At 42.4% G+C, this 26,644-nt stretch carries 26 protein-coding genes and 1 other RNA gene; 4 read left to right on the top strand and 23 right to left on the bottom strand.

Features of this window, described 5'->3' with window-relative positions; all coding sequences use genetic code 11:
• Window positions 1-3: 3 nt before the first annotated feature.
• The 15 genes from ftsA to rsmI form a co-directional block, all read right to left on the bottom strand.
• Window positions 4-1,260, bottom strand: coding sequence for a cell division protein FtsA (gene ftsA, locus GLP24_RS11985; protein WP_101768541.1), 1,257 nt, complete (start codon window positions 1,258-1,260; stop codon window positions 4-6).
• 12 nt (window positions 1,261-1,272) lie between these two features.
• Window positions 1,273-2,058: a cell division protein FtsQ/DivIB gene (locus GLP24_RS11980; protein ID WP_101768581.1), complete on the bottom strand. Its 786-nt coding sequence runs from the start codon at window positions 2,056-2,058 to the stop codon at window positions 1,273-1,275.
• 273 nt (window positions 2,059-2,331) lie between these two features.
• Window positions 2,332-3,795 carry a UDP-N-acetylmuramate--L-alanine ligase gene (murC, locus tag GLP24_RS11975; protein ID WP_232616067.1) on the bottom strand — a complete coding sequence of 488 codons (1,464 nt, stop codon included), beginning with the start codon at window positions 3,793-3,795 and terminating at the stop codon, window positions 2,332-2,334.
• Window positions 3,796-3,809: 14 nt separating this feature from the next.
• On the bottom strand, window positions 3,810-4,874 hold the full coding sequence (gene murG / locus GLP24_RS11970; RefSeq protein WP_101768539.1) for an undecaprenyldiphospho-muramoylpentapeptide beta-N-acetylglucosaminyltransferase: 1,065 nt from the start codon (window positions 4,872-4,874) through the stop codon (window positions 3,810-3,812).
• Complete coding sequence (gene ftsW / locus GLP24_RS11965; RefSeq protein ID WP_101768538.1) at window positions 4,861-6,174, bottom strand: cell division protein FtsW; 1,314 nt, start codon at window positions 6,172-6,174, stop codon at window positions 4,861-4,863. The genes murG and ftsW overlap by 14 nt, the downstream gene beginning before the upstream one ends.
• Complete coding sequence (gene murD / locus GLP24_RS11960) at window positions 6,174-7,511, bottom strand: UDP-N-acetylmuramoyl-L-alanine--D-glutamate ligase (protein ID WP_101768537.1); 1,338 nt, start codon at window positions 7,509-7,511, stop codon at window positions 6,174-6,176. The genes ftsW and murD overlap by 1 nt, the downstream gene beginning before the upstream one ends.
• Window position 7,512: 1 nt before the next feature.
• Complete coding sequence (mraY, locus tag GLP24_RS11955) at window positions 7,513-8,595, bottom strand: phospho-N-acetylmuramoyl-pentapeptide-transferase (protein WP_101768536.1); 1,083 nt, start codon at window positions 8,593-8,595, stop codon at window positions 7,513-7,515.
• A complete protein-coding gene (gene murF, locus GLP24_RS11950; RefSeq protein WP_232616066.1) occupies window positions 8,595-9,977 on the bottom strand; it encodes a UDP-N-acetylmuramoyl-tripeptide--D-alanyl-D-alanine ligase in 1,383 nt (460 codons plus the stop codon). Before murF ends, mraY begins: the two co-directional genes overlap by 1 nt.
• Window positions 9,974-11,497 carry a UDP-N-acetylmuramoyl-L-alanyl-D-glutamate--2,6-diaminopimelate ligase gene (gene murE, locus GLP24_RS11945; protein WP_232616065.1) on the bottom strand — a complete coding sequence of 508 codons (1,524 nt, stop codon included), beginning with the start codon at window positions 11,495-11,497 and terminating at the stop codon, window positions 9,974-9,976. The genes murF and murE overlap by 4 nt, the downstream gene beginning before the upstream one ends.
• Window positions 11,498-11,505: 8 nt before the next feature.
• On the bottom strand, window positions 11,506-13,248 hold the full coding sequence (locus GLP24_RS11940) for a penicillin-binding transpeptidase domain-containing protein (protein WP_152653878.1): 1,743 nt from the start codon (window positions 13,246-13,248) through the stop codon (window positions 11,506-11,508).
• A gap of 3 nt (window positions 13,249-13,251) precedes the next feature.
• Window positions 13,252-13,569 carry a cell division protein FtsL gene (ftsL, locus tag GLP24_RS11935; RefSeq protein ID WP_045028111.1) on the bottom strand — a complete coding sequence of 106 codons (318 nt, stop codon included), beginning with the start codon at window positions 13,567-13,569 and terminating at the stop codon, window positions 13,252-13,254.
• A complete protein-coding gene (gene rsmH / locus GLP24_RS11930; protein WP_101768532.1) occupies window positions 13,566-14,513 on the bottom strand; it encodes a 16S rRNA (cytosine(1402)-N(4))-methyltransferase RsmH in 948 nt (315 codons plus the stop codon). Before rsmH ends, ftsL begins: the two co-directional genes overlap by 4 nt.
• A 14-nt stretch (window positions 14,514-14,527) precedes the next feature.
• Complete coding sequence (gene mraZ, locus GLP24_RS11925; protein WP_101768531.1) at window positions 14,528-14,986, bottom strand: division/cell wall cluster transcriptional repressor MraZ; 459 nt, start codon at window positions 14,984-14,986, stop codon at window positions 14,528-14,530.
• A gap of 272 nt (window positions 14,987-15,258) precedes the next feature.
• Window positions 15,259-15,647: RNase P RNA component class A (gene rnpB / locus GLP24_RS11920), an RNA gene on the bottom strand.
• 153 nt (window positions 15,648-15,800) lie between these two features.
• Window positions 15,801-16,661 carry a 16S rRNA (cytidine(1402)-2'-O)-methyltransferase gene (gene rsmI, locus GLP24_RS11915; protein WP_101768530.1) on the bottom strand — a complete coding sequence of 287 codons (861 nt, stop codon included), beginning with the start codon at window positions 16,659-16,661 and terminating at the stop codon, window positions 15,801-15,803.
• A 103-nt stretch (window positions 16,662-16,764) separates the two neighbouring features.
• Between rsmI and GLP24_RS11910 the strand changes: the two genes are divergently transcribed.
• The 4 genes from GLP24_RS11910 to GLP24_RS11895 are packed head-to-tail and all read left to right on the top strand — an operon-like array spanning window position 16,765 to window position 20,061.
• Window positions 16,765-18,570: a penicillin-binding protein activator gene (locus tag GLP24_RS11910; protein WP_232616064.1), complete on the top strand. Its 1,806-nt coding sequence runs from the start codon at window positions 16,765-16,767 to the stop codon at window positions 18,568-18,570.
• A complete protein-coding gene (locus GLP24_RS11905; protein ID WP_167388541.1) occupies window positions 18,551-18,922 on the top strand; it encodes a YraN family protein in 372 nt (123 codons plus the stop codon). The genes GLP24_RS11910 and GLP24_RS11905 overlap by 20 nt, the downstream gene beginning before the upstream one ends.
• A 2-nt stretch (window positions 18,923-18,924) precedes the next feature.
• The gene (locus GLP24_RS11900; protein ID WP_101768527.1) at window positions 18,925-19,515 is read left to right on the top strand and encodes a phosphoheptose isomerase; all 591 of its coding nucleotides are present in this window, start codon (window positions 18,925-18,927) and stop codon (window positions 19,513-19,515) included.
• A 3-nt stretch (window positions 19,516-19,518) separates the two neighbouring features.
• Window positions 19,519-20,061, top strand: coding sequence for a BON domain-containing protein (locus GLP24_RS11895; RefSeq protein ID WP_232576110.1), 543 nt, complete (start codon window positions 19,519-19,521; stop codon window positions 20,059-20,061).
• Window positions 20,062-20,132: 71 nt separating this feature from the next.
• Here the strand turns inward: GLP24_RS11895 and sspB are convergent, their stop codons facing one another.
• The 8 genes from sspB to zapE all read right to left on the bottom strand — a co-directional run bounded on the left by sspB (window position 20,133) and on the right by zapE (window position 26,624).
• On the bottom strand, window positions 20,133-20,639 hold the full coding sequence (sspB, locus tag GLP24_RS11890; protein ID WP_101768525.1) for a ClpXP protease specificity-enhancing factor: 507 nt from the start codon (window positions 20,637-20,639) through the stop codon (window positions 20,133-20,135).
• Between the two features lie 2 nt (window positions 20,640-20,641).
• On the bottom strand, window positions 20,642-21,280 hold the full coding sequence (sspA, locus tag GLP24_RS11885; RefSeq protein WP_101768524.1) for a stringent starvation protein SspA: 639 nt from the start codon (window positions 21,278-21,280) through the stop codon (window positions 20,642-20,644).
• Window positions 21,281-21,365: 85 nt separating this feature from the next.
• The gene (locus GLP24_RS11880; RefSeq protein ID WP_232583894.1) at window positions 21,366-22,103 is read right to left on the bottom strand and encodes a cytochrome c1; all 738 of its coding nucleotides are present in this window, start codon (window positions 22,101-22,103) and stop codon (window positions 21,366-21,368) included.
• On the bottom strand, window positions 22,100-23,365 hold the full coding sequence (locus GLP24_RS11875) for a cytochrome b (protein WP_232616063.1): 1,266 nt from the start codon (window positions 23,363-23,365) through the stop codon (window positions 22,100-22,102). The genes GLP24_RS11880 and GLP24_RS11875 overlap by 4 nt, the downstream gene beginning before the upstream one ends.
• A complete protein-coding gene (gene petA / locus GLP24_RS11870; RefSeq protein ID WP_101768521.1) occupies window positions 23,365-23,955 on the bottom strand; it encodes a ubiquinol-cytochrome c reductase iron-sulfur subunit in 591 nt (196 codons plus the stop codon). Before petA ends, GLP24_RS11875 begins: the two co-directional genes overlap by 1 nt.
• A 403-nt stretch (window positions 23,956-24,358) precedes the next feature.
• The gene (gene rpsI / locus GLP24_RS11865) at window positions 24,359-24,751 is read right to left on the bottom strand and encodes a 30S ribosomal protein S9 (protein ID WP_101768520.1); all 393 of its coding nucleotides are present in this window, start codon (window positions 24,749-24,751) and stop codon (window positions 24,359-24,361) included.
• A 15-nt stretch (window positions 24,752-24,766) separates the two neighbouring features.
• Window positions 24,767-25,195 (bottom strand): 50S ribosomal protein L13, encoded by a 429-nt coding sequence (gene rplM / locus GLP24_RS11860; RefSeq protein ID WP_045030122.1) that lies wholly within the window; start codon window positions 25,193-25,195, stop codon window positions 24,767-24,769.
• A 301-nt stretch (window positions 25,196-25,496) separates the two neighbouring features.
• Complete coding sequence (gene zapE, locus GLP24_RS11855; protein WP_269154999.1) at window positions 25,497-26,624, bottom strand: cell division protein ZapE; 1,128 nt, start codon at window positions 26,622-26,624, stop codon at window positions 25,497-25,499.
• Window positions 26,625-26,644 lie beyond the last annotated feature (20 nt).

Genomic DNA, 26,644 nt, shown 5'->3' with positions numbered 1-26,644 from the left:
GGTTTAAAAATTCTTTTCGAACCAACCACTAATTCGTGAAAATAACCCAGTTACCGAGCGTTTCGGTTCTTGTGCATTTTCATCAAATGATTGACTATCCTTTCCGTAGTGCAGTAATCCTACTGCAGTAGCATAGGGTGGCGACTGAACATAATCAGTCAATCCACTCAGCTCAAGAGGCTGACCAATACGTACTTGATTGCGGAAAACCCGCTCAGCACATTCAGTTAAACCTTCCATTTGTGCAGCGCCCCCGGTAAGGACGATGCCCGCTGCTAGGTGGTGTTTAACACCAGCCTCTCGCAATTGATCTTGTACGGTTAGTAATTTTTGATTTACTAACCCTAGCAATTCACTATATCGAGGCTCTATTACTTCTGCGAGTGTTTGACTTTGCAAGCTTCTAGATGGACGACCACCAACACTCGGTACATCAACCTTAGCATCTTTGCTCACCAATTCACTCAGTGCACAACCGTATTTCACTTTAATATCTTCAGCGTCACCCGGTGGTGTACCAAACGCATAAGCAATATCACTGGTTACTGCATTACCAGCATACGGAATCACTTCCGCATGGCGTAATGCGCCGCCAGTCCAAATAGCAAGATCCATTGTACCGCCGCCAATATCGACCACGCATACGCCGAGCTCACGCTCATCTGGGGTCAGTACAGCATGGCTTGTTGCTAATCCTGAGAAAATCAGATGATCAACAGTTAAACCACAACGCTCTACTGCTTTAACGATGTTGCGCGCCATGTCGTTATGACAAGTGATCAAATGAACACTTGCTTCCATACGAACACCTGATAAACCAACAGGGTTTTTAATACCTTCTTGGTAATCAATCGCAAATTCTTGTGGAATCACATGCAACGTACGTTGCTCATCGCTTATTTTTACTGATTTCGCCGTATGAATAACATTATCGACGTCATCTTGAGTTACCTCTTTATCAGAAATTGGCACCATGCCTTTTTCTGTTTGGCAACTAATATGTTTACCTGATAGCGACAAACACACGGAACCAATTTGGCAATCAGCCATAAGTTCAGCCTGATCAACAGCACGTTGAACTGACTTCACTACTGACTCAAGGTCATTAACCCCACCTTTATCCATTCCGCGTGACGGGCTGCTACCTACACCAATGACATTAACATTGCCATCGGGTAGGACCTCCCCAACCAAAGCGCAAACTTTGGAAGTGCCGATATCAAGACCAACGATGAGTTTTTTATCTGCAGCCTTAGTCATCAGTGCACGCTCTTATTTTTTATCCGGCGCATGATTATCATACTCCGGCTTTGTTTTCCAACCCACAGCTGCGCCAGTATCGTAACGCAAATCTACATAATCAATCGGCTTATCCTGTTTCAATAAATCAGGATAAATCTCGATAAAACGCTTTATACGTTGCATTCGAGCGTCATGCCCCAATTCAAGTCTAATCCCGTTTGTTAATACCACGCGCCAAGCACGGCGTTCATTAAACGATAATGACGCAATCCCGAAACCCGCTTTTTTCAACACTGGACGCATTTCTTTGAGTCCAGCTAAAACTTCTTCACTGCTGCCTTTAGGACCAATAAGATTGGTTAACCCTAATCCTGCGACTTGCAATACTGGCGCTTTAAAAACAACGCCTGAACGGTTAACTAAATAAGTACCATTCCATTCAGCGACAGGTTGATTTTCAACCAAAAAAACTTTAATGGTATCTGGCCATTGTTTACGTACAGCAGCTTGAGCAACCCAAGGTAAAGCCTCTACGGATGCTTGAATACTATTTACATCTTGGGTCATAAAGCTACCCAAATGATGAAGATGTAAAATTGACTGTCTAACATCATCTTTAGTGAGATAATGTAACTGCCCTTGAATGACTAAATTTGACAAGGGTAATCGGTTTGCATCTGTCATCCAGTCTTTGGTAGCACTAACAAGCCAAACCGTAAAACCAATGACAAAGAGAAAAAACGCTAATCCACCCCAACGCTTTAAACCACGAGGTGAAGATAATATATGCTCTTTATTTTCGACTTGTTCAGTCATCGCGTGTCTTTTTACCTTACCATTTAAGCCAAACCATTCCATAAAGGTATTTTATGATGGCGCGCTCAGTCAGGTATAACGAGCAAAGTTAAACGATTATACCGAGCAACTCGACCCACTCCAACACTCATAGGGCGTTTTCCGAGCATAACCTGACAATAAATTTATCTATTTGTCGAGAAATCACAAAAAATAGCGATCACTGGCGATGGAATATTCATTTTACAACCAGTAATCGATATTAATGCGTTTACTCAAAGCGAAATATACCAATTAAGCATCTTGACGCATATTAGCTATATTTAGTCTTAACTCTGCCAGTTGGCGAGCTATTTTGCCGACATCACCCGCACCTTGGGTCAACACCAAATCATCATTTTGGATAATATTGGCTAAAATTGCAGGCAAATGCTCTGCTTGTGACACAAAGATAGGATCAATTTTAGCGCGTGAACGAATAGTGCGACATAACGAACGACTATCAGCACCCGCAATAGGCGTTTCTCCCGCAGCATAAACATCCAGCACCAATAACACATCGACTTGCTCTAACACATTGGCAAAATCATCGTATAAATCACGAGTACGACTATAACGGTGCGGTTGGAATATCATCACTAACCGTTTATCTGGCCAACCAGCACGTGCAGCTTGAATCGTTACATCAACTTCACTTGGATGATGACCATAATCATCTACCAGCATCACGTTACCATTACCGGTTTCAAACTCACCAAGATGATCAAAACGACGACCAGTACCTTCAAATTCAACTAAGGCACGCATGATAGCATTATCACTGACACCTTCTTCGGTAGCCACAGCAATAGCCGCCGTTGCATTTAACGCGTTGTGCTTACCAGGAATATTAAGGGTAATATTCAATGCCGGCTTATCATTACGCAATACTGTAAAGTGACCCTGTTGGCCAGTTTGAGTATAGTTAACTAAACGCACATCAGCATCTTCTGCAAACCCATAAGTCAACATTGGGCGACCCACTCGTGGTAATAATTCACGCACAACGGGATCATCAATACACATTACCGCTAAGCCATAGAATGGCAGATTATGGATAAAATCAATGAAGGTTTGTTTTAGCACCTCAAAATCGCCGCCATAAGTATCCATATGATCAGCTTCAATGTTAGTGATCACACACACCATCGGTTGCAAATGTAAAAATGACGCATCACTTTCATCAGCTTCGGCAATTAAATAACGGCTACAACCTAAACGTGCATTAGTACCAGCACTTTTTACCAAACCACCATTCACAAACGTTGGATCTAGCCCTGCTTCAGAATAAATTTGGGTTGTTAATGCTGTTGTGGTCGTTTTACCATGCGTTCCTGCAATCGCGATACCATGACGGTAACGCATTAATTCTGCTAACATTTCAGCACGACGCACAACCGGAATACGTAATTCTGTTGCAGCTAATAATTCTGGATTTTGTTTGTTGATAGCGGTTGATGCCACAACTACACTTGCACCAATCACATTTTCAGCCGCATGGCCAAAAAAGATCTCGACGCCTTTAGCCGTTAGACGATTAGTCAAAGCATTCGGTGTAATATCAGAACCACTGATACGATAACCTTCATTAACTAATACTTCTGCGATGCCGCTCATTCCAGCACCACCAATACCAACAAAGTGAATACGTTCGACTCGGCGCATCTCGGGCACCATAGTTCGAATTTTTGCTAATTGCTGGTTATCCAGTTTACTCATCACTTTGTTCCTGTTTAATTCTTTGCTAGTGATTTGATCACATCAGCAACACGTTGGTCTGCATCAATGATAGCAGCATTACGCGCAGCACAAGCCATGTGCTCAAGCGCAATACGATTTAATAAATTAATTTGCTGGGCTAAACCATCAACCGTTAATTGTGGTTGTTCAATCATTTTAGCCGCACCACATGCCACTAAATGTTCAGCATTTAATGCTTGCTGACGATCTTTATGCATGAAAGGAATAAAAATAGCACCAACACCCGCGGCCGATAATTCAGAAACAGTCAGTGCCCCTGAACGACAAACAACTAAATCGGCCCAAGCATAAGCGGCAGCTACATCATCAATAAACTCAGTCACTTTATGTTGTGTTTGGCTATCTTTTGCATAAGCTTGCTCAGTCGATTGCTGATTACCTTTACCCGCTTGATGCCAAATAGTGACATTTTCACCTAGGATCCCCGCCACTTCTGGCATGGTCTGGTTTAAAATTCTCGCCCCTTGACTGCCGCCCATCACCAGCACTCGAATTGGGCCGGTGCGTTCAGCAAAACGCTGTTGCGGTGCAGGTAATAATGTCACATCCTCACGAACCGGATTACCAACGACTTGCTTATCTTTAAATGCACCAGGGAATGCTTGTAGCACTTTACTGGCAATTTTAGCGAGCCATTGATTGGTTAGCCCAGCGACAGCATTTTGTTCATGCAATACCACTGGAATACCCAAAGACCATGCCGCAACACCACCAGGGCCACTGACATAACCGCCCATGCCAAGCACCACATCCGGTTGCCATGCTTTGATATATTTACGGGCTTGAATAATGGCACCAACAATTTTAAACGGTGCACCAAGTAAAGACACAATACCGCTACCACGCAGGCCTTTAACTTTAATGAAATCAATAGCAATACCATGCTTCGGTACTAACTCAGCTTCCATACGATCAGCCGTGCCTAGCCAGCGGATCTCCCACCCTTGTTGCTGTAATTTACGAGCAACTGCAAGTCCGGGGAAAACGTGACCGCCAGTACCACCAGCCATCACTAATAAACGTTTATTCTTTGTCATTAGAATGCTTTTTATCTTGTTCTAGTTGTGAATGATTAGCCGTTACAAGCACTTGAGAATCTAAAGTTCCTTGTTCAACCGCTACGTCCATCGTATCTAATGCTTCATCATCAACATCAGCAGGATGCTCTGATAAAAATTTAGCCGCGACCCGTTGTTCAAAATCGATTCGAATCAAAATAGCCACAGCAGCAGCCATAATAAACAAACTCGAACCACCATAACTGATCAAGGGTAACGTTAAGCCTTTCGTCGGTACAATACCTGCGGCGGCGCCAACGTTAACCAAGGTTTGAAATGCAAACCAAATACCAAACCCAAACGCTAAATAGCCGCCAAACAATAGGCCACCTTCAAGACATTTACGTCCAATAATAATTGCTTTAAACACTAGGGCAAACAACAGTGTTAATACCACAATCACCCCCGCCAAGCCTAATTCTTCGGCTAAGACGGCAAATACAAAGTCAGTATGTGCTTCAGGAAGATAGGCTAATTTTTGAATGGAGTTACCCAACCCCTGACCAAACCATTCACCACGACCGAATGCCATTAGTGATTGGGTTAACTGATAACCACTACCATAAGGATCTTGCCATGGGTCTAAAAACGAAGTTACCCGTCGCATACGATAAGGTTCAAAGGCAATCAGCATTGCAATACCGACTAATGCCGTTGCTAGCATCACTAAGAATTGCCATAACCGTGCACCTGCAATAAATAGCATCCCGATAGTACCAACAAACATCACCACGAACGAACCTAAGTCAGGTTGTTGTAGCAATAGAAAGCCCATAATACCGAGTACAACTAATGGCTTAGCAAAACCAATAAAACTGCCACGCACTTGGTTATATTGACGGACTAAATACCCGGCAAGAAACACAAATAACGACAATTTAGCGACTTCTGCAGGTTGTAAGTTAAATACCCCAAGTGGGATCCACCGTGCAGCACCATTAACTGAATGGCCAATAGCTAATACTACAATCAATAACAAGATTGAGATTAACAACATTGGCACACTGTACTTTTCCCATTGAGCTAATGGGATCCGCATAACAAATGCCGCGATCACTAACGAACAGACTAAAAAGAATCCATGTCGTAGTGCGAAGAAGAAAGGAACACCAGTAAGACGAGTTGCGACAGGTATGGATGCTGAAGTAACCATGACTAAACCGATCATCATCAGAGCTATTGCTATCCACACCAATTGGCGGTCATACAGAATCGGTTTGGCGGGTTTTAAAAACCAACCAGAGACTACCGATAATCCGTTACGGGCCATTTTAAACATTACATTTTTCCTGAGACTGAATCTTGAAGCCGAAGGGCTTGTTCAACAAAAGCATCACCGCGTGCCATAAAGTTGGCAAATTGATCCCAACTGGCACATGCTGGTGATAATAAAACCATATCGCCAGCTTTTACGGTAACTGCTGCGCGATCCATTGCTTCACTCATGGTATCGACATTTATCGCGTTTTCGACTAATTCGCTAAATAAATGACCATCACGACCAAAACAATAAAGTTGTACATTTAAGTCAGCTAGAACTGGTTTAAGTTCACTAAAATCAGCGCCTTTACCATCACCACCCATTAATAAATGCAGTTTTCCTGCTAATTGTAAGCCCGTTAATGCAGCTACTGTACTAGCAAGGTTTGTCGCCTTAGAATCATTGACCCATTTAACACCGTGACGATTCACTGCCAATTGACAACGATGGGCTAATCCAGTGTAACGACGCATGGTTTGACAAGCCGCTATACGATCAATACCGACAGCATCGGCTAACGCTAATGCAGCTAAACAGTTAGCGACATTATGGCGACCAACTAACGCAATTTCACTGACAGCCATTAATGGCTCACCCGCAATGGCTAACCATTCTGCGCCATCAACCATCACCAAACCATAATCAGTATTATCAAAACCAAAACTGGTCATGTTACCGTTAAAATCAGGCTTAGTTGCGAGATCGTCACGGTTATACACCGCTAATTTAGCATGATCAAAAATACGCATTTTAGCGTTACTATAATCAGCCAAACCACCAGGATAACGATCCATATGATCTTCAGACAGATTTAAATACACCGCAGCTTCAAGCACTAACGATGACGTAGTTTCTAACTGAAAACTAGACAGCTCAAGGACATAAAGATCATGATCTTGCCCTAGCATATCAAGTGCTGCAAAACCAATATTGCCACCAACACCAACATCAATGCCGGCTTCTTTTGCCATTTCACCGACTAAACTAGTCACGGTACTTTTACCGTTAGAGCCAGTGATAGCCACTACGGGCTTATTCACTGCACGAGCAAATAGTTCAATATCACCGATAAGCTCAATGCCTGATTGTGCCGCTAACAATAACTCTGGAGTCGCTAATGCAATCCCAGGGCTAACAACAATTAAATCTGCGTCAAGTAGCCATTGCAGATTCCATTGACCAGCACACAGATCAACACCTGTAGGCAATTGTTCTTGGCCTGGTGGATTATCACGGGTATCAATTACTTTAATATCCAGCAATTGTGGTAATCGTACTAAATGATTCACCACCGATAGACCTGTCATTCCAAGTCCAATCACAACAACCTTGTTAATACCTACCAAGCCATTCATGTTAACGCACCTTCAATGTAGCTAATGCAATCAATACCAGCATCAGCGTAATAATCCAGAAACGGACAATAACGCGTGGTTCTGGCCAACCTTTTAATTCGTAGTGATGGTGAATCGGTGCCATGCGGAAAATACGTTGTCCACGCAGTTTAAACGAGCCAACTTGCAAAATAACCGATACCGTTTCCATCACGAACACACCGCCCATGATCACCAATAAAAATTCTTGGCGAACTAACACGGCAATCGTACCTAATGCGCCACCTAATGCTAATGAGCCTACATCGCCCATAAATACTTGCGCTGGATAGGTGTTAAACCATAAGAAACCCAAACCTGCACCAACAATAGCAGTACAAACAATAACTAACTCACCCGCATTACTTAAATAAGGGATATGTAAGTATTCAGCATAGTTGTAGTTACCCGTTGCCCATGCAATAAAGGCAAAACCACCAGCAACCATCACTGTTGGCATAATGGCAAGACCATCTAAACCATCGGTTAAATTAACCGCATTACTGGTACCGACAATCACAAAATAGGTCAGTACAATATAAGACAGGCCTAACTGTGGCATCACATCTTTAAAAAATGGCAAGACTAATTGTGTTGCAGCGGTATCTTTTCCGTAGGCATAAAGCACAAAAGCCACCACAAGTGCGATAGCTGATTGCCAAAAATATTTCCAACGTGCAATTAAGCCATCGGTATTTTTTCGTACCACTTTACGGTAGTCATCAACAAAGCCAATCACACCATAGCCAAGCATAACGATAAGCACAGCCCATACATAAGGGTTGCTAAGATCACACCATAACAATACGGTTAACGTAATTGCAGCTAAAATCATCAGTCCGCCCATGGTTGGCGTACCACGCTTACTGAAATGTGACTCAGGACCATCGTTACGTACTATTTGACCAATTTGCAGCATTTGCAATTTAGCAATCATGCGTGGGCCTAACCACAACGAAAATATTAACGCGGTTAAAATACTCATAATGGCGCGGAACGTCAGGTATTCAAACAGACGAAAAAAGGGGATTGAGGACTGAAAGTGGTCAGCTAACCAGTAAATCATTATTTATCTTCCTGCAATGCAATAATAACATCTTCCATCTGTGAGCTACGCGCGCCTTTAGCAAGCACAGTCACCTGAGGAGAATTAGGTTGGTTAAGTTGTTGATGTAATTGTTGTTTAAGTTCATCGATCAATGCAGTTTTATCGCTAAAATGTTGACCGTTATTTAATGCACTGACCACAGCACTGGCACGACCAAATGTCATCACACCATCAAACTGTTTATCACGCGCATATTCACCGACCTCACGATGTAAGCTCTCACTTTCTTCGCCCAGCTCAGCCATGTCGCCTAAAATAAAGTAACGTTTACCACTGAAATTATGTAGCACATCAATTGCTGCTTTTACAGAAGCAACACTGGCATTATAAGTATCATCAATTAACCGTAACCCAGAAGGAAGCTGAGTGATCGCTAATCGACCTTTAACATTAACAACGCACTCTAATCCTTGTTTTACATCGGCAAGAGTAGCACCCAATGCCATAGTCAATGCAGCGGCGGCCAGTGCATTACTAACATTGTGAGTACCCGCTAACGTTAAGCTAATATCAATAGCACCCATTGGGGTTTGCATTGTAAAACAAGCTAGCCCTTGAGAGTTAATATTTATATCAGTAGCGAAATAATCTGCATTATTAGTCGTTATAGAGAAGCAACTAACACGGTACTTTGCCAGTAATGGTTGCCACATTGTTAGCTGGTTAGAATCAAGATTAATGACCGCTTGCCCTTGTGCGGCTAATCCTTCAAAAATTTCACCTTTGGCTTTTGCAACACCGGCTAATGAACCGAAACCTTCAAGGTGAGCGGCCGCAAGATTATTAATTAATGCCACATCAGGTTTGACTAATGCTGTTGTATAAGCAATTTCACCTAAATGGTTAGCGCCTAATTCAATTACTGCGTAATTATAGGCAGGAGTTAAACGTAACAATGTCAGTGGGACGCCAATATCGTTATTAAAATTACCCGCAGTCGCTAATACTTGACCTTTAGTCGCTAAAATTGCCGCTGCCATTTCTTTTACAGTGGTTTTGCCACAACTACCCGTTAATGCTAATGTTTTTAACCCATGCTCAGCGGTCATTTTTGCTTTTAACCATTGACCTAACTGCCCTAATGCTTGATGGGTATCAGCAACAACTAACTGTGGAATATCTAACGCTAAGGGTTTACTTACCAATAATGCTTTTGCACCATTTTCAACCGCCGTTTGACAAAAGTCATGGCCATCAAAACGCTCACCAATTAAGGCAATAAAGAGAGTGTCATTGTCAATTACACGCGTATCAGTTGATGTCGCTGCAATTTCAGTATCCGCGCCAATAAGTTCAGCATTTAAAACTGACTGTAAATGACTTAGTTGAACTTTTATCATGCCTGTTCTCTAAATAATGCGGCCACAGTTTCGCGGTCTGAATAGTGGATCGTACGATCTGCTAGAATTTGGTAGTCTTCATGGCCTTTACCTGCAACTAAAATAATGTCATTAGGTTTAGCCTGTGTAATAGCATAAGCACACGCTTGAGCGCGGTCATGGATCACAGTTGCAGCAGTAATTGCAGTTAACCCTGCTTGCATATCAAGCATGATTTGTTGAGGATCTTCACTACGCGGGTTGTCATCGACTAAAATAATATGATCAGCATATTGCTCTGCAATCGCAGCCATCATAGGGCGTTTGCCCGTATCACGATCACCACCACAGCCAAATAAACACCACAACTGACCGTCACAATGGACGCGTAATGCTTGCAGTGCTTTTTCTAGTGCATCTGGAGTATGAGCATAATCAACCACCATCATCGCTTTGTCGCCAATCGAGGATTGAAATACTTCCATACGCCCAATAACTGCTTGTAAACGCGGGGCGACTGCTAATAACTCTGGTAATGAATGACCGCTGACTAATAAGGTCGCCAATGCCAATAATAAATTAGTTGCATTAAATGAACCTACAAGTGGCGCGGTAAAGGTACCTTTACCCCAGCTAGACTCAAAACTAATGGTGACACCTTGGGTACTAAAATCGACCGCCGTTGCCCATAGTTTTAATCCAGAGTGAGCTATAACAGCGTCAGCATTCATTGCAACCGCAACCGCTTGAGGTAAATCAGCTAGCCATTGTTGACCAACCATATCATCAGCATTAATGACCGCAATACCGCTGTGATGCTCGGTAAACAAACTTTTTTTAGCAGCGGCGTAATGCGCCATATCACCATGATAATCAAGGTGATCACGACTAAGATTAGTAAAGATACTTGCTACAAAATGTAACGCACTAACTCGACCTTGTACTAAGCCATGGGATGACACTTCCATTGCCGCAAAATTAGCACCTTGAGCAACTAATTCGGATAACGTTTGTTGGATTTCAATCGCACTACCAGTGGTATTTGCAGCTGGTCGTAAATCAGTTAACAAGCCATTACCCGTCGTGCCCATTACGCCAGCACGATAACCGACCAAATCAGCCCATTGTGCTAATAGTTGGCTAATAGTGGTTTTACCATTGGTGCCTGTTACCGCATACAATTTAAGCTGGCTATCAGGCTCTCCATAAAAGCGCCCAGCAATGGCAGATAATTTATGACCAAGATTGTGCAAATAAATAATGATAACCCCATTTTCAAATAGGATCTCACCGTCAGCCGCAACACCATCGGCTTCTGCAATAATTGCGCTTGCACCAGCAGCAATCGCATTATCAATAAAACGACGCCCATCAACAGTATGACCGTTAACGGCCGCAAATAAACAGCCAACCGTGACTTGACGGCTATCTAATGTCATTGAGGTTAACATCAACTGTAAATATTCAGTTGGCACTTTTGCAATTGTTAACCAAGGTGCTAATAAAGCGCCTAATTGTACTTCCTGTTTAACCAATGCCATGATCACACTCATTTATCTATTTTTAGCGTATCAGCATCTGGCGGTACGTTCAGGATCTGTAATGCACCACCAAGTACTTTTGATAAAATTGGTGCTGCAACGGCACCACCATAGAATTTATCGCCTTTAGGTTCATTGACCATTACCACAATCGCTAATCGTGGATGACTAATTGGTGCCACACCAACGGTATAAGAGAAGTAATCATTACCATAGCCACCTGCAATCGCTTTTTTCGCAGTACCCGTTTTAACACCAACACGGTAACCTGGAATAGCACCACGCCAACCACCACCACCACCCGCTTTATCGGTCACTGATTCAATCATCAATAAAATCTTCTTAGCAATTTTAGGATCAAGCACTTGCTCTCCCGGCACCACTTTTTCTGTTTTTAAAATTGATAATGGACGTTTAATACCATAAGCACCTAAGGTGGTATAGGCATGTAGCAATTGAATTGGCGTTAATGAAATACCATAACCATAGGCTAAAGTAGCGCGACCAATGTCTGACCAACGATAACGATTAGGGAAGTGACCCGTTGTTTCACCAATCAGGTTGATCCCTGATGGTTCATCAAAACCGACTTTACGGTAAGTATCTAAAATATCTTCCACTGGCATCGCCAACGATAATTTACTCACACCGATGTTACTCGATTTCTGTAAAATTCGTTGTACGGTTGCTAGAGGCTCAATCCGTGATACGTCAGTGATAACCTTACTACCAACGCGGAAATGCTTACTCTGTGGAATATTAATCAGCGTATGTTCGTTAACAACCCCTGTCTTAAGCGCGGTATAAACGACAAAAGGTTTCACCGTTGAGCCGGGTTCAAAGGTATCGGTAATGACTCGGTTACGCATTTTATATGGCTGACGATCATTACGATCATTGGGATTAAATGACGGAGCATTAACCATCGCTAAAATTTCACCAGTACGCACATCTGAAACAGCAATACTGACCGAGGTTGCAGGAATATCCATTACCCCTTCTTTAGCTGCACGATAAGCAATCGCTTGAATGCGCTGATCAATACTAAGCTCTAATGGCTTTCCTGGTTGCCGACTTTTCTGGGAGATATTTTCGACAACACGACCATAGCGATCTTTACGTACAGTACGACGACCTGGTTCACCCGTTAACCAACCATCATAGGTTTTTTCGATACCATCAAGTCCGTGACCATCAATACCTGTAAAGCCAATTAATTGTGCACTCACTTCACCAGAAGGATAAAAACGACGTGATTCCGCTTTTAGGCCAATACCGGGTAATTTAAGTTTTTTAACGTAATTTGCCATTGGAGGACTAACTTGGCGGGCGAGGTAAATAAAACGACGAGTCTTATTTTTTTCTAGGCGGTGTAATAATTTTGCGCGGTCAAGGTCGAGTACATCGGCAAGCGCATTCCAACGGTTGGTTTCACTTAAACCACCGTGTTTGAAAATTTCGACCGGATTGGCAAATACAGCTTGTACGGGCACACTAACTGCAAGTTGCTCACCGTTACGATCGGAAATAATACCGCGAGCAGAAGGCATTAACTGTACGCGTAGCGAACGAGCATCTCCCTCTTGAATAAGACGCCCCGGTTCAAGTACCTGAATATAGGCTGCACGAGCAATTAAGCCAAAGAAACCTAACAGAATAAAACCACAGACGATGATAAAACGCCATTTTAAAAATGGTGTGCTCTTAGGACTAACCTGAGTCTTTTTATTTGAACGATTAAATAATTTCATCTTTTAATGTATAACAATTTCATTATCGACAGATGGACGTTGCATTTTGAGTTCAGTTTCAGCTAATCGTTCAATGCGACTGTGTTCTGCAAGTGAATTTTCTTCAAGAATTTGATTTCGCCACTCAACATCATAATTCTCACGTTGCATCAGTAATTTTTCTTGCTGAGCAATTAATTGACGAGACTCATGAGTAACATAAACAACAGATAAGGCAGAAAGAAGGATAGCGAAAGCTAAAATCAGCGGCACCAACCCGACCGTGACGAGGTCTCGTCCGATCAGGCTAGCCAGATTCATTGAAGATTCTGTTGGTTTCATAGATGCTCGGCCAAACGTAGCACTGAACTACGAGCGCGAGTGTTATAACCTAATTCATTTTGTGACGGTTTAATCGCTTTACCGATAGGTTTCATCTCAGCACTACCCAGCGCTTTAATTTGATCTTCGGTCAATGGAAAACCCGCTGGAACTTCAGGCCCTTTACTCTGCTTACGAATAAAGCGTTTTACCATGCGATCTTCCAATGAATGGAAACTGATCACAGATAATCGACCACCAGCAGCAAGGGTATTCATTGCGCCATGCAGAGCTGTATCAATCTCTTCTAATTCACTGTTAATGTAAATACGAATCGCTTGGAAACTACGGGTCGCGGGATGCTTATGCTTATCTCTAAACGGTGACACTTCAGCGATAAGGCTGGCTAATTCACGAGTACGCGTTAACGGTTCTTTATCAGGATTTTCACGATGATCAACAATACCGCGAGCAATGCGCTTAGCGAAACGTTCTTCACCAAACTCTTTTAGTACCCATGCAATATCATCAACTTCTGCTTCTGCTAACCATTCAGCAGCAGACATTCCTGATGTTGGATCCATTCGCATATCAAGTGGGCCGTCACGCATGAAGCTAAAGCCACGTTCAGCATCATCAAGTTGTGGCGACGAAACACCAAGATCAAGTAATACACCATCAACACGACCAATCAGATCGCGTTCTTGCATGTATTTTTCCATGCCAGAAAAAGGCCCATGGATAATTTCAAAACGTGGATCATCAATTTTTTGCGCTTCAGCAATCGCTTGAGGATCACGATCGATACCGTAAAGGCGACCATTGTCACCTAATTTTGAAAGAATTAGACGGCTATGACCGCCGCGACCGAAAGTACCATCGATATAGATACCGTCGGGTTTAATTGCTAATCCGTCTACTGATTCATTAAGTAAAACGGAAACGTGCTCAAATTGCTCAGACATAAATATAATTTCAGCTAAAGTGAAAGCTCACTAAGGCGCGGGGAACATTCCGGCGCATCCTCAGCCTGAAGGTCGATATCATGTTCAATTTGCTGTTGCCATAAAGGCGTGGACCAAATTTCAAATTTATTTAGCTGGCCAACGACCATTATTTTATTCGCTAACTGAGCATATTGTCTTAACGTCGGTGGAATTAATATCCGTCCCTGCGCATCCAGTTCACATTCGCTAGCGTGGCCAAGCAACAATCGTTGTAAGCGGCGCTCTGCGAGGTGAAGGCTAGATAGACGTACTAATTTAGCTTCAATTCGTTCCCATTCATCGATGGGATATAGCAACAAGCAACAAAACTGGTGATCGATAGTACAAACAAAGTGTCCCTGACATTGTTCAATTAATGCAGTACGGTAACGCTTAGGCATTGCCCAGCGACCTTTGTCATCAATAACAACGTTAGTGGCACCTCTTAACATTTGGGGGATCTCGGTTAAATTACACGATAAAAGAGTACGTTAATCACTCATTTTAGCAGCATAACAACAAAGATAATGAGACGACACCACTTTTCCCCACAAATTCCCACCACAAAGTGTACGTATGAGACAAAAACGATGTCAAGCAATTGGCAGTAATTCAGACACATTTCTAACAATGGCCGAATAAACATAATTGCGAAATGTAATTTTGGCGGAAAATAAAACGAAAAAAAGGTGGTGCTTGTAATCAAACACCACCTTCTCTAAATGTAGGGAGTCGGTCGATAAGCCGGGTTTTGTTCCGCTTTCGCGGCGGCAATCATTCGTCTAGGTCTGCAATCGCTCACAGACTCAAGCAACCTACCCGTCCCCAACGCGGGCCGCGCCATTAGGGACCTATTTGGTCTTGCTCCGGGTGGAGTTTACCCTGCCACAAACTATTGCTAGCCGTGCGGTGCGCTCTTACCGCACCCTTTCACCCTTACCTGTGCACCATTGCAAGCAATGGGCCATCGGCGGTTTGCTCTCTGCTGCACTTGTCGTGGGCTCGCGCCCCCCAGACGTTATCTGGCACCCTGCCCTATGGAGCCCGGACTTTCCTCCCCTCCATTGATTTCCCGAAAGTTATCAACGAAGCGGCGATTACCTAACCAACTCCGCGGTGAATTGTATAAGACAACGCTCACAGTTACCAGTGAAAAAATCACCAAAATTGCAGCTTGAACAAAAAACCAACGGCTCAATTTTAATTTGTTGATTAAATCCACGCTCTTTGGCACTGCGAGCAAATATAAACAATCACCTATAATGCTTATTCTAGATTTTCAAGGCCCCACTTATACAATGCATTTTTCTTTACACCATGAATCTCAGCTGTTAATGCTGCCGCTTTTTTAAGGGGAAGCTCTTTTACAAGTAATGCTAATGTGCGTAGAACCTCAACCGATAGTTCATCTTTCTGCGCACGATGCCCTGCAACTAAGATTACCATCTCGCCACGAACACGATTACTGTCTTCTGCAATCCAATCAATCAACTCGCCAAGTGGTGCACTATGGATAGTTTCATAAGTTTTTGTTAACTCACGCGCTAATACTACTTGGCGATCAGGGCCAAGCACAGCTAACATATCACTTAGGGATTCATTAATACGATGTGGCGATTCATAAAAAATCAATGTTCGCGCATCGTCGGCTAATGCTTGAAAACAATCGCGGCGACCTTTACTTTTTGGAGGAAGAAAACCTTCAAAGCTAAAACGGTCAGACGGTAAACCAGAACCGCTCAAGGCTGTAATTACAGCACATGGGCCAGGTAATGGCACAACTTTAACACCCGCATGACGACAGCGATTAACAAGATGATACCCTGGATCACTGATCAGCGGCGTACCAGCATCTGACACAAGCGCAATACTGGTACCGGCTTGAAGTTTCTCAATCAAAAAGTCAGCTTTTTGCTGTTCATTATGATCGTGAAACGCAAAGGTGCGGGTCGAGATAGAGAAATGGGACAACAATCGCGATGTATGACGTGTATCTTCAGCAGCAATTAAATCTACGTTTGCTAATACATCTAATGCGCGCTGCGTTATATCAGCAAGATTACCGATAGGTGTTGGTACGATGTACAACGTTGCGACATCTACCATGCCTGAATTGCTCTCACTCATTTGTCTAAGATCTCATCTGCAATTAATATCAAAAGTAATTTGTCACAGTTGAATAAATTCAATGCCCAATTTTACCCATAAGCGTAAAAGTGTATCACGACTGATGGCGCCTGTAGCCCTTGCTGTTGCTTTAGCAGGGTGTAGCACGCCAAATCTGTATAATAATCAGGTGCCATTAACGGATATCACTGCGGTAGCCGCTCAAAGCTCAGCCGCCTATTTAAGTAAAGCTAATACCAGTAATGGCGCAGAACGCATTAACTGGGAGATCATGGCTGTTAAAGCAATGATCCTCGAAAATAAATGGCAACAAGCCGATCAATGGATTGCTAAATTATCCCAACAATCTATGAGTCCAACTCAAATTGCGGAATGGCAACTCGCGCGTGCCATGGTACGTGAGCATCAAGGTCAACCACAAGCTGCACTGAACAGTTTAAATTTTCAACCTTCATGGCAGTTAACTAAAAGCCAATATCAACGCTATTACACGCTACGCGCTAACTTATTGGAACAATTAAACCATCAGTTCCAAGCTGCACGTGAACGTACTAAGCTTGATTTCTATTTAGATCATAGCCAAAAAACGACTAACTGGCAGCAAGTTTGGCATGATCTATCGGGTTATACTAACGCTCAATTAGGCAGTGTTAAACTAACTGATAACGAGAGTGTTTTAAAAGGCTGGGTTGAACTCGCAATGTTGAAAAATAGTGCGACGTTACCACCGATGCAACTTAAACAAGCACTTGAACAGTGGTTATCTCGTCATCCTCAACATCCAGCAAATCAATATTTACCCGCTAATTTAAAAGCGTTAATCGAGATGAAAGCGATTAAACTGGGTAATATTGCGTTATTGTTGCCACTCTCAGGTCGTTTTTCCGCACAAGGTAAAGCAGTTCGGGATGGCTTCATCAATGCAATGATGGACGATAAAGGCCGTGATGCCGATAATGAGCTCAATATTTATGATACTGAAGCTCAATCAATGCCAACGATCATGGCACAACTACAACAAAACGGGACTCAGTTTGTTGTAGGACCATTACGTAAAAATATTATTACTGAATTTCAGCAAGATAACACCAGCCATATCAATATGCTGGCATTAAATATGCCACCGCAAATCAGTAATAATAAACCCAATGCTTGCTATTTTTCATTGTCACCAGAACAAGAAGCTCAACAAGCTGCAGAACGTATTTATGCTCAAGGTCACCGTAACCCTGCTGTATTAGTGCCTGCAAATAGTTTTGGTCAACGTGTTGCAACAGCATTTAATCAGCAATGGTCGCAACTTGATGGCCAATCAGTATTAACCGTTAACTTTGGTAATCAAGCTCAAATACCACAACAAATAAGAGCGGCTTTTGGCCGTGGTGCAGGCCGTCATGTTGATGCGATTTATATGGTAGCAAGTCGCAATGAAGTGATGATGCTAAAACCTTTTATTGAAGCAGCAATGCCACCAACAGGCAATCCAGCACAAATCTATACCAGCTCTCGCAGTAATCCCGATAGCCATAACACTAATCGTGAATTACGTGGTATTGAGGTGAGCGACATCCCATTACTGATCAATCCACAATCAGCTTATATGGAGCGCTTTAATCAATTATGGCCAAACCAAGGTAACACTAGTATCCGTTTACATGCCTTTGGTATGGATGCTTACGCGATCGCCAAGCAATTGCCTGAGATGCGCGCTAATCACCATCACACTATTCAAGGTGAAACGGGACAACTGGCAATGAATAACCAATGTGTTGTTCAACGACAAATAGATTGGGGTAAGTTCAGTAATGATGGCATAACACCGCTATCAACAACTCAAATGCCTGCAACCACTATCTCTGATACGCCAGACAGCATTGATCTGATCAGTGGTGGTACGCCTGCCCAATAAACGTCAGATTGGCCAAGCCTATGAACAGATGGCGGAACAATATTTGTGCCGCCATCATTTGACGCCTATTGCTCGTAATTTTAGCTGTCGTAGTGGTGAGATTGATTTAATCATGCGACAAGGTAAATGTTTGGTATTTATTGAAGTAAAATACCGAACGCAATCCCATTATGGCTCGGCAGTTGAAGCCGTTAATTGGCGCAAACAACAAAAACTCAAACGAGCCGCTTTTTTTTGGATGCACAAAAATGGCATCTCAATTGAGCACAGCCAATTTCGCTTTGATGTCGTTGCAATCCAAGGTCATCACCACTACATTGAGTGGTTTACTAACATATTAGTTGAAGGTTAGTCATGCTAGATAGCATTCGAGAAAGTTTTACCGAAAGTATCCAAACCCAAATTGCTGCTGCGGAAGCGCTACCTGACGCGATTTCAAAAGCGACTCAAATGATGGTGCAAAGCTTATTAAATGGTAATAAAATTTTGAGCTGTGGCAATGGTGGTTCAGCCGCCAATGCTCAACAACTTGCGTCATGCTTAATTAATCGTTTTGAAATTGAGCGACCAAGTTTACCGGCTCTTGCATTAACAGCAAATAGCACTGTTTTAACCGCAATTGCCAACGATTATCACCATGATGAAGTGTTTTCAAAACAAGTCCGTGCTTTAGGTCAAGCCGGCGATATTTTAGTGGTGTTATCAACCAGTGGTAACAGCAAAAATATCATTAAAGCAATGGAAGCGGCATTAACACGAGATATGAATATCATTGCCTTAACAGGTAAAGATGGTGGTGAAATGGCAGGACTATTAGGCGTACAAGATGTTGAGATACGTATTCCATCACAACGTACGGTCCGTATTCAAGAAGGTCATTTGTTAACAGTACATTGTTTATGCGATTTGATTGATCAAGTTTTATTTCCGCATAACGAAGGCTAATCAATGAAGTGGTTATTGACGTTACTTGTTATATCAAGCTTATCGTTATCAGGATGTACGGTTTTTTCAACTAATGATCCGCGCAATAATGCTCAGCATTGGCAAGATCAAAAAATAGAAATGGATATTGCGGGCATTGCTCATACGCGTGAATATACCAAACAACTGAGTATAGATAGCATAGCGCTCGATGGGACAATTTTGTTGGTTGGCCAAGCAACATCACAACCTATTAAACAAGCATTTGTTAACCAAGTGCGTCATCTTACAAGGGCGGATCGTATTTACGACCAAATCCAAGTACGCCCTTTACTCACCATGACAAGCATTAGCGAAGATGTATGGTTAACCACAAAAGTGAAGTCGCAACTGATTGCTAGTAAGCAACTTACCAATGTCGTTATCAAAGTGATCACTGAAAATAAACGGGTATTTTTATTAGGTTATGTCGCGCCAGAACAGGCGACAATAGCCACTAATATTGCACGGAATATTTCAGGTGTTGAACACGTTATTACCCTATTTGAAAAACCAGTCACTTTCTAACGATACCATCGTGTTTTAAATAAAAAAAACGCAGCCAATGGCTGCGTTTTTATTTTAGCAGATTGCCAATATTATTTGACAACGCGTAAGCTTGGACGACCACGTGGACGTGGTGGCTCATCATCAGGCTCATCACCTTCAGCCGCTTCAGTAACGACTGCAAATGGTGAAACTGTTGGAGCAACAACATCATCAGTGCTCTCGCCTTCTAACGCCTGCTCATCATCATAGATAGCGGAATCAGTATCATATGTAGCTTCTGGCTCGAACATCGTTCCTGCACCGTTTTCACGAGCATATATAGCCAAAACTGCATACATTGGTACGATAACAGAATGTGGGCGACCACTAAAACGTGCACTAAAGCTTACCGCTTCATTACTCAATTCTAAATTACCCACCGCCATTGGAGCAATGTTAAGGATGATTTGACCATCACTCACAAACTCCATTGGTACCTTAACGCCAGGTAAAGTCGCATCAACGACTAAATGTGGTGTTAGGTCGTTATCAACCAACCAATCATAAAACGCGCGCAGCAAATAAGGGCGACGCGGCGTCATATTTTCCATATCCATAATTACTGGCCAGTTAAACGCATTTCACGTTCAATTTCAGTTAAAGAAGCAAGGAATGAATCACGTTCAAATACGCGCGTCATATAAGCCTTCACTTCTTTAGATCCAGTACCACTTAGCTCAATACCCATTTCAGGTAAACGCCATAATAGTGGAGCAAGGTAGCAATCAACTAAGCTAAATTCATCACTCATAAAGAATGGATATTCAGCAAATACAGGTGCTAGCGCTAATAACTCTTCACGTAATTGCTTACGTGCTTTATCAGCTTCATCAGCAGTACCTGAGTTAATCTTATTCGCTAGTGAGTACCAGTTACGTTCAACACGGTACATCATTAAACGACTATTACCACGGGCAACAGGATAAACAGGCATTAGAGGTGGATGAGGGAAACGCTCATCCAAGTACTCCATGATAATGTTAGCTTGGTATAACGCTAATTCGCGATCAACCAATGTTGGAACTGAACTATATGGGTTCAATTCTAACAGATCTTCCGGCAGGTTCATTGGATCAACCAGCTCAATTTCAACACTAACGCCTTTTTCAGCTAGTACGATACGCACCTGATGGCTGTAGATGTCTGAAACATCAGAATACAGAGTCATCACAGAGCGTTTATTGGCAGCAACAGCCATCAACCCCTCCAGTATATTTAATACACAAAAAACAACGGAGGCTTTAGCCCCCATTGCGAGATTCTTAACCCACTAGATTACCTTATCAGTGGACATCACGCCAATATTCTTTCTTCAACAACACCGTTAATACTAAGAATATGGCAATAAACCCCATAACCCATAGCCCTAATCGCTGTCGTTCCAGTTTCATCGGCTCGGCCGAATAATCTAAAAAATTCACCAGATCACGTACTGCAGTATCATATTGTTGCGAATTTAACTCGCCACTACCGTCAGTTTCAATTCCGATTAAGACTTGAATTGGGCTACCGTCGATTATCTGTGTTTCATAAATCTTACGAGGTACCCCTTGTAATTCTTCCAATACATGGGGCATTCCTACACTAGGAAACAAGGTGTTATTAACCCCAAATGGACGACTAGGATCAGCATAGAATGAATGTAAATAAGTATATAACCAATCGGTCCCCCGTACTCTAGCTACCATGGTCAGATCCGGTGTTGGTGCACCAAAAGAAGCCGCGGCATATTGTTTCGACATTGCATTTGTCATTAAATCGCCAATTTTAGCATTAGGATTAAACATCAAATGCTGTTGCATTAATTCAACGGGGATCCCTAAATCGATAGCAACTCTTTCATAGCGCTGGTATTGAGTTGAATGACAACCTGCACAATAATTAGTAAATAATTGCGCTCCACGCTGTAAAGAGGCTTGATCAGTTAAATCATTGTTCGCAGGTTGCAGACGAACATTACCTCCGGCCGCAAAGGCTAATGCAGGAACCAACAGCAACAATATTACAATCCATTGTTTCATTTGAAGTTCACCCTCTTCGGTAGCGGTTGAGTCGCTTCATTTTTACTGTAGAAAAACAACACAATAAAAAACATAAAATAGGTAAAACTAAACATTTGAGCCAACGCAGTGAACAACGGCGTTACAGGTAGCGAGCCTAAAATCCCCAGAGCGATAAAACTCACGGTAAATTGAGCCAGGTTAATAACATGCCACTTACTCCGATAACGAAATGAACGCACATTACAACGGTCAAACCATGGTAATAAGAACAGAAATATAATTGCAGCCCCCATTGCAGCAACCCCAAGTAACTTATCAGGAACCGCCCGCAAAATGGCGTAAAAAGGAGTGAAATACCAAACAGGGGCAATATGTTCTGGTGTTTTCATCGAGTTAGCCGCTTCAAAATTTGGCGCTTCTAAAAAATATCCGCCCATTTCAGGCGCAAAAAAGATCACATAACTGAAAAATAATGCAAACACCGCCACCGCAATCAGATCTTTGACGGTGCCATAAGGATGAAACGGGATCGAATCAATAATGTCGTATTTTTTAGTATAATCGTCATGAAATTCAAACTGGGTTTGATAATCATCACCTTTGCTACCTTTAGGCAACTTAGTATCAATACCGTCAGGATTATTTGACCCTACCTCATGTAACGCTAACACGTGCAATACCACCAATAATAATAAAACCAATGGCAACGCAATGACATGTAACGCAAAGAAACGATTTAGGGTTGCGCCAGAAATGACATAATCACCACGGATCCATAAGGTGAGATCATCGCCGATCACCGGAATAGCCCCAAACAGCGAAATAATAACCTGCGCCCCCCAATAAGACATTTGTCCCCACGGCAACAAATATCCCATAAAGGCTTCAGCCATCAACACCAAAAAAATCAGCATTCCAAATAACCACAATAGCTCGCGTGGTTTTTGGTAGGAGCCGTAAATCAACCCACGGAACATATGAAGATAAATCACCACAAAAAAGGCTGATGCACCAGTGGAATGCATATATCGCAATAGCCATCCATACTCAACGTCACGCATTATGTATTCAATAGATGCAAATGCACCATCAGCTGACGGCACATAATTCATGGTTAACCAAATACCGGTAATTATCTGATTCACCAGCACTAACATCGCTAATGAACCAAACACATACCAAAAATTAAAATTCTTCGGCATCGGATATTGAGACAAATGTTTACGGTACGCATTGGTTACCGGTAAGCGCTTATCGATCCAATCAACTAAGCCCGCCATTATGCTGTCTCCTTATCAAGTCCAATCAAAATGGTGTTATCGTCTAAGAATTGATGCGGTGGAACCACCAAATTAAGCGGAGCAGGAACACCTGCAAATACTCGACCAGCCATATCAAAGGTTGAACCATGGCATGGGCAAAAAAAACCAGCAGCAACGCCACTAACCTGTTCACTAAAGCTATTGGGTAAATAAGTGGGTGAACAACCGAGATGAGTACAAATCCCCACAGCTAAGAATATTTCAGGTTTTAATGATCGATAGGGATTTTGCGCATAAGCAGGTTGCTGGGGTTCATTAGAGATAGGATCACGAAGCTGATCATCGTGAGTGGCGAGTTGCTGTAATACGGCTTTACTACGCCGAACGATCCATACTGGCTTGCCTCGCCATTCAACGCGGATCATTTGTCCATCCGTTAATTTACTAATATTAACCTCAACAGGCGCCCCTGCCGCTTTCGCTTTTTCACTCGGATTCCATGATTTAATAAACGGGATTGCAATCGCAATCGCACCGATACCGCCAACGACGGACGTTGTTGCCGTTAAAAAGCGACGTCTTCCATTATTTATTCGCACATTGCTCATCCATTTTCTCCAATAGCTCCTGCTTGGATTTCTTCTTTTTTCTTTTTTATATCCCTAACGTTTAACTTGAGGCCTAACTAAAAAAGAATGTAGTAACAATTTTGTTACAGTTTTAAATTATCACCAACATTTAAAGAATAAGTAAAGGTCAACAGATTCACAAGTTCAAGCCATTGTTTAGCAACAAATGTTGGATATAGCGCATTTTTCGTTATTATGCATCAGTGTTTATTGAAAAATATGACGAGGTGCGAGGTGCGAGGTGCGAGGTGCGAGGTGCGAGAAAACACATCATTGACAGTAATGAACAATACTTCTGTAAAAAATAATAAAAAAAAAGCCCAACCCGAGGGCTGAGCTTTCTGTACACAGTATCCAGATATAAAAATCTGGAAGCGTAATATTAACGCTTAGAGAACTGTGGTTTCTTACGTGCTTTACGTAGACCAACTTTCTTACGCTCAACGCAACGAGCGTCGCGAGTAACGTAGCCAGCTGCACGTAGAGCAGGACGTAGAGTTTCATCGTATTCCATAAGAGCACGAGTGATACCGTGACGGATAGCGCCAGATTGACCAGTGATACCACCACCTTTAACAGTGATGTATAGGTCAAATTTCTCAGTCATACCTACAAGCTCAAGAGCCTGAAGAACTACCATGCGCGCTGTTGGGCGGCTGAAGTACTCTTCGATGCTACGCTTGTTGATTACGATGTTACCAGTACCCGGTTTGATGAAAACGCGAGCTGCTGAGCTTTTACGGCGACCAGTGCCGTAGTATTGATTCTCTGCCATTGTCATAATTCCCAATTAGATGTCTAGTACTTTAGGCTGTTGTGCAGCATGGTTGTGCTCAGTACCCGCATAAACTTTAAGCTTACGGAACATAGCACGGCCTAGAGGACCTTTTGGAAGCATGCCTTTAACAGCAGTTTCAATAACCATTTCTGGTTTCTTAGCAATTAGCTTATCAAAGCTGATTGACTTAAGGCCGCCGATGAAGCCAGTGTGGTGATGGTACATTTTATCTGTACGCTTCTTACCAGTTACTGCTACTTTCTCAGCATTGATAACTACAATGTAGTCACCAGTGTCAACGTGTGGAGTATACTCCGGCTTATGCTTGCCACGTAGACGAGAAGCGATTTCAGTTGAAAGACGACCTAGAGTTTTACCTTCAGCGTCAACAACATACCAGTCACGTTTTACAGTTTCTGGTTTAGCAACGAAAGTTTTCATGCTAATTAATACCCATTATTTAAGATAGTTTCACTTACTAGAACCATCGAATGATGATTCCTCTGTTAAGAGCCCAGTCATCACCCCTTCGAGTGGGTGGTACTCCTGGCTTTCGCCATACAGGTACGGTGGGTCGCAAGATTATAGAGAAGGGTGCGGAAAAAATCACCTTATTTCCCAAAAAAAATGGTTTTTTTTCATATTAGCACCCATTAATTGCTAATTAGGCCAATAAATCACACTTTAAAGTGTGCTATTTACACGAATAACATCAATAACCTTGCTTGCTTGCCTGCCACAATTAATCCACTAAATGTGATCTTGCTAAATATTGCTCACTTTGCATTTCAATTAAGCGTGAACAACAGCGCTCAAATTCAAACAATAATCGACCTTCGATATAAAGTTCAGTTAATGGCACTTCAGCAGATATGATCACGGTAACATTACGCTCATAAAATTCATCAACCATGGCAATAAAGCGCCGAGCAGCATCTTGATGTTGTTCTTCCATCACCATCACATCCGCGATCAACACCGTATGATATAACTGTGCAATCTCTATATAATCATTTTGACTACGTGCGGTTTGGCATAATTGCTGAAAACTAAATTGTACAATGCCATTCGCTTCACGTTGAGCCGTAATTGCTCGTTGATTAATAATAATATCTTTAATGCTATAACGAGGTTCCGCACTCAACAATTCAAAATAATAGGCTAAATAGTCATTGGCTGGTTGCCCTAATGGCGAATAGTAAATTTCAGCTTGTACCAACGACCGTAGCCGGTAGTCAATACCCGCATCAACATTAACCACTAGGCAATGTTGTTCAATAAGCGCGATGGCAGGTAAGAACCGTGCACGTTGCAAACCATTTCGATACAACTCTTCAGGGGCAATATTAGATGTTGCAACTAATGTGATACCCCGTTTAAACAGTGCATCAAGCAAGGTTGCCAGAATCATCGCATCAGTAATGTCACTAACATAAAATTCATCAAAACAAATAATATCAGTTTGTTGTTTAAAATTATCTGCTACATGTTCTAACGGATTTTCAATCCCTTCAAGTTGTTGCAACTGTTGGTGGATTCGATACATAAAACGATGAAAATGAATCCGCATTTTTCGTTGGGTTGGTAAACAATCATAAAAGGTATCCACCAAATAAGTTTTCCCTCGCCCAACACCGCCCCAAAAATACAATCCTTTTACTGGCACGATATCTGCTTTGTCATCAGACATTCGTAATAACATTTTGGTTGCTGAGCACCATCGTTGCCATTCTGTCAGCGGTAATGGCTTAACGGGTATAATTAACCTATGGTATAAATTATCTAAATGAGCCACGGCTTGGGCTTGCGCTGAGTCTGCAAAAAAATCAAGATGTTGCAAATCTTCATGATATTTATTTAGCGGTGTCAGCGTCTTCATTTGATGTTATT

The organism is Photobacterium carnosum, assembly GCF_021236965.1.
GTDB classification, from domain to species: domain Bacteria; phylum Pseudomonadota; class Gammaproteobacteria; order Enterobacterales; family Vibrionaceae; genus Photobacterium; species Photobacterium carnosum.
Note: the sequence above shows the minus strand (reverse complement) of the source record. Positions and strands in the feature narration are given on the sequence as shown.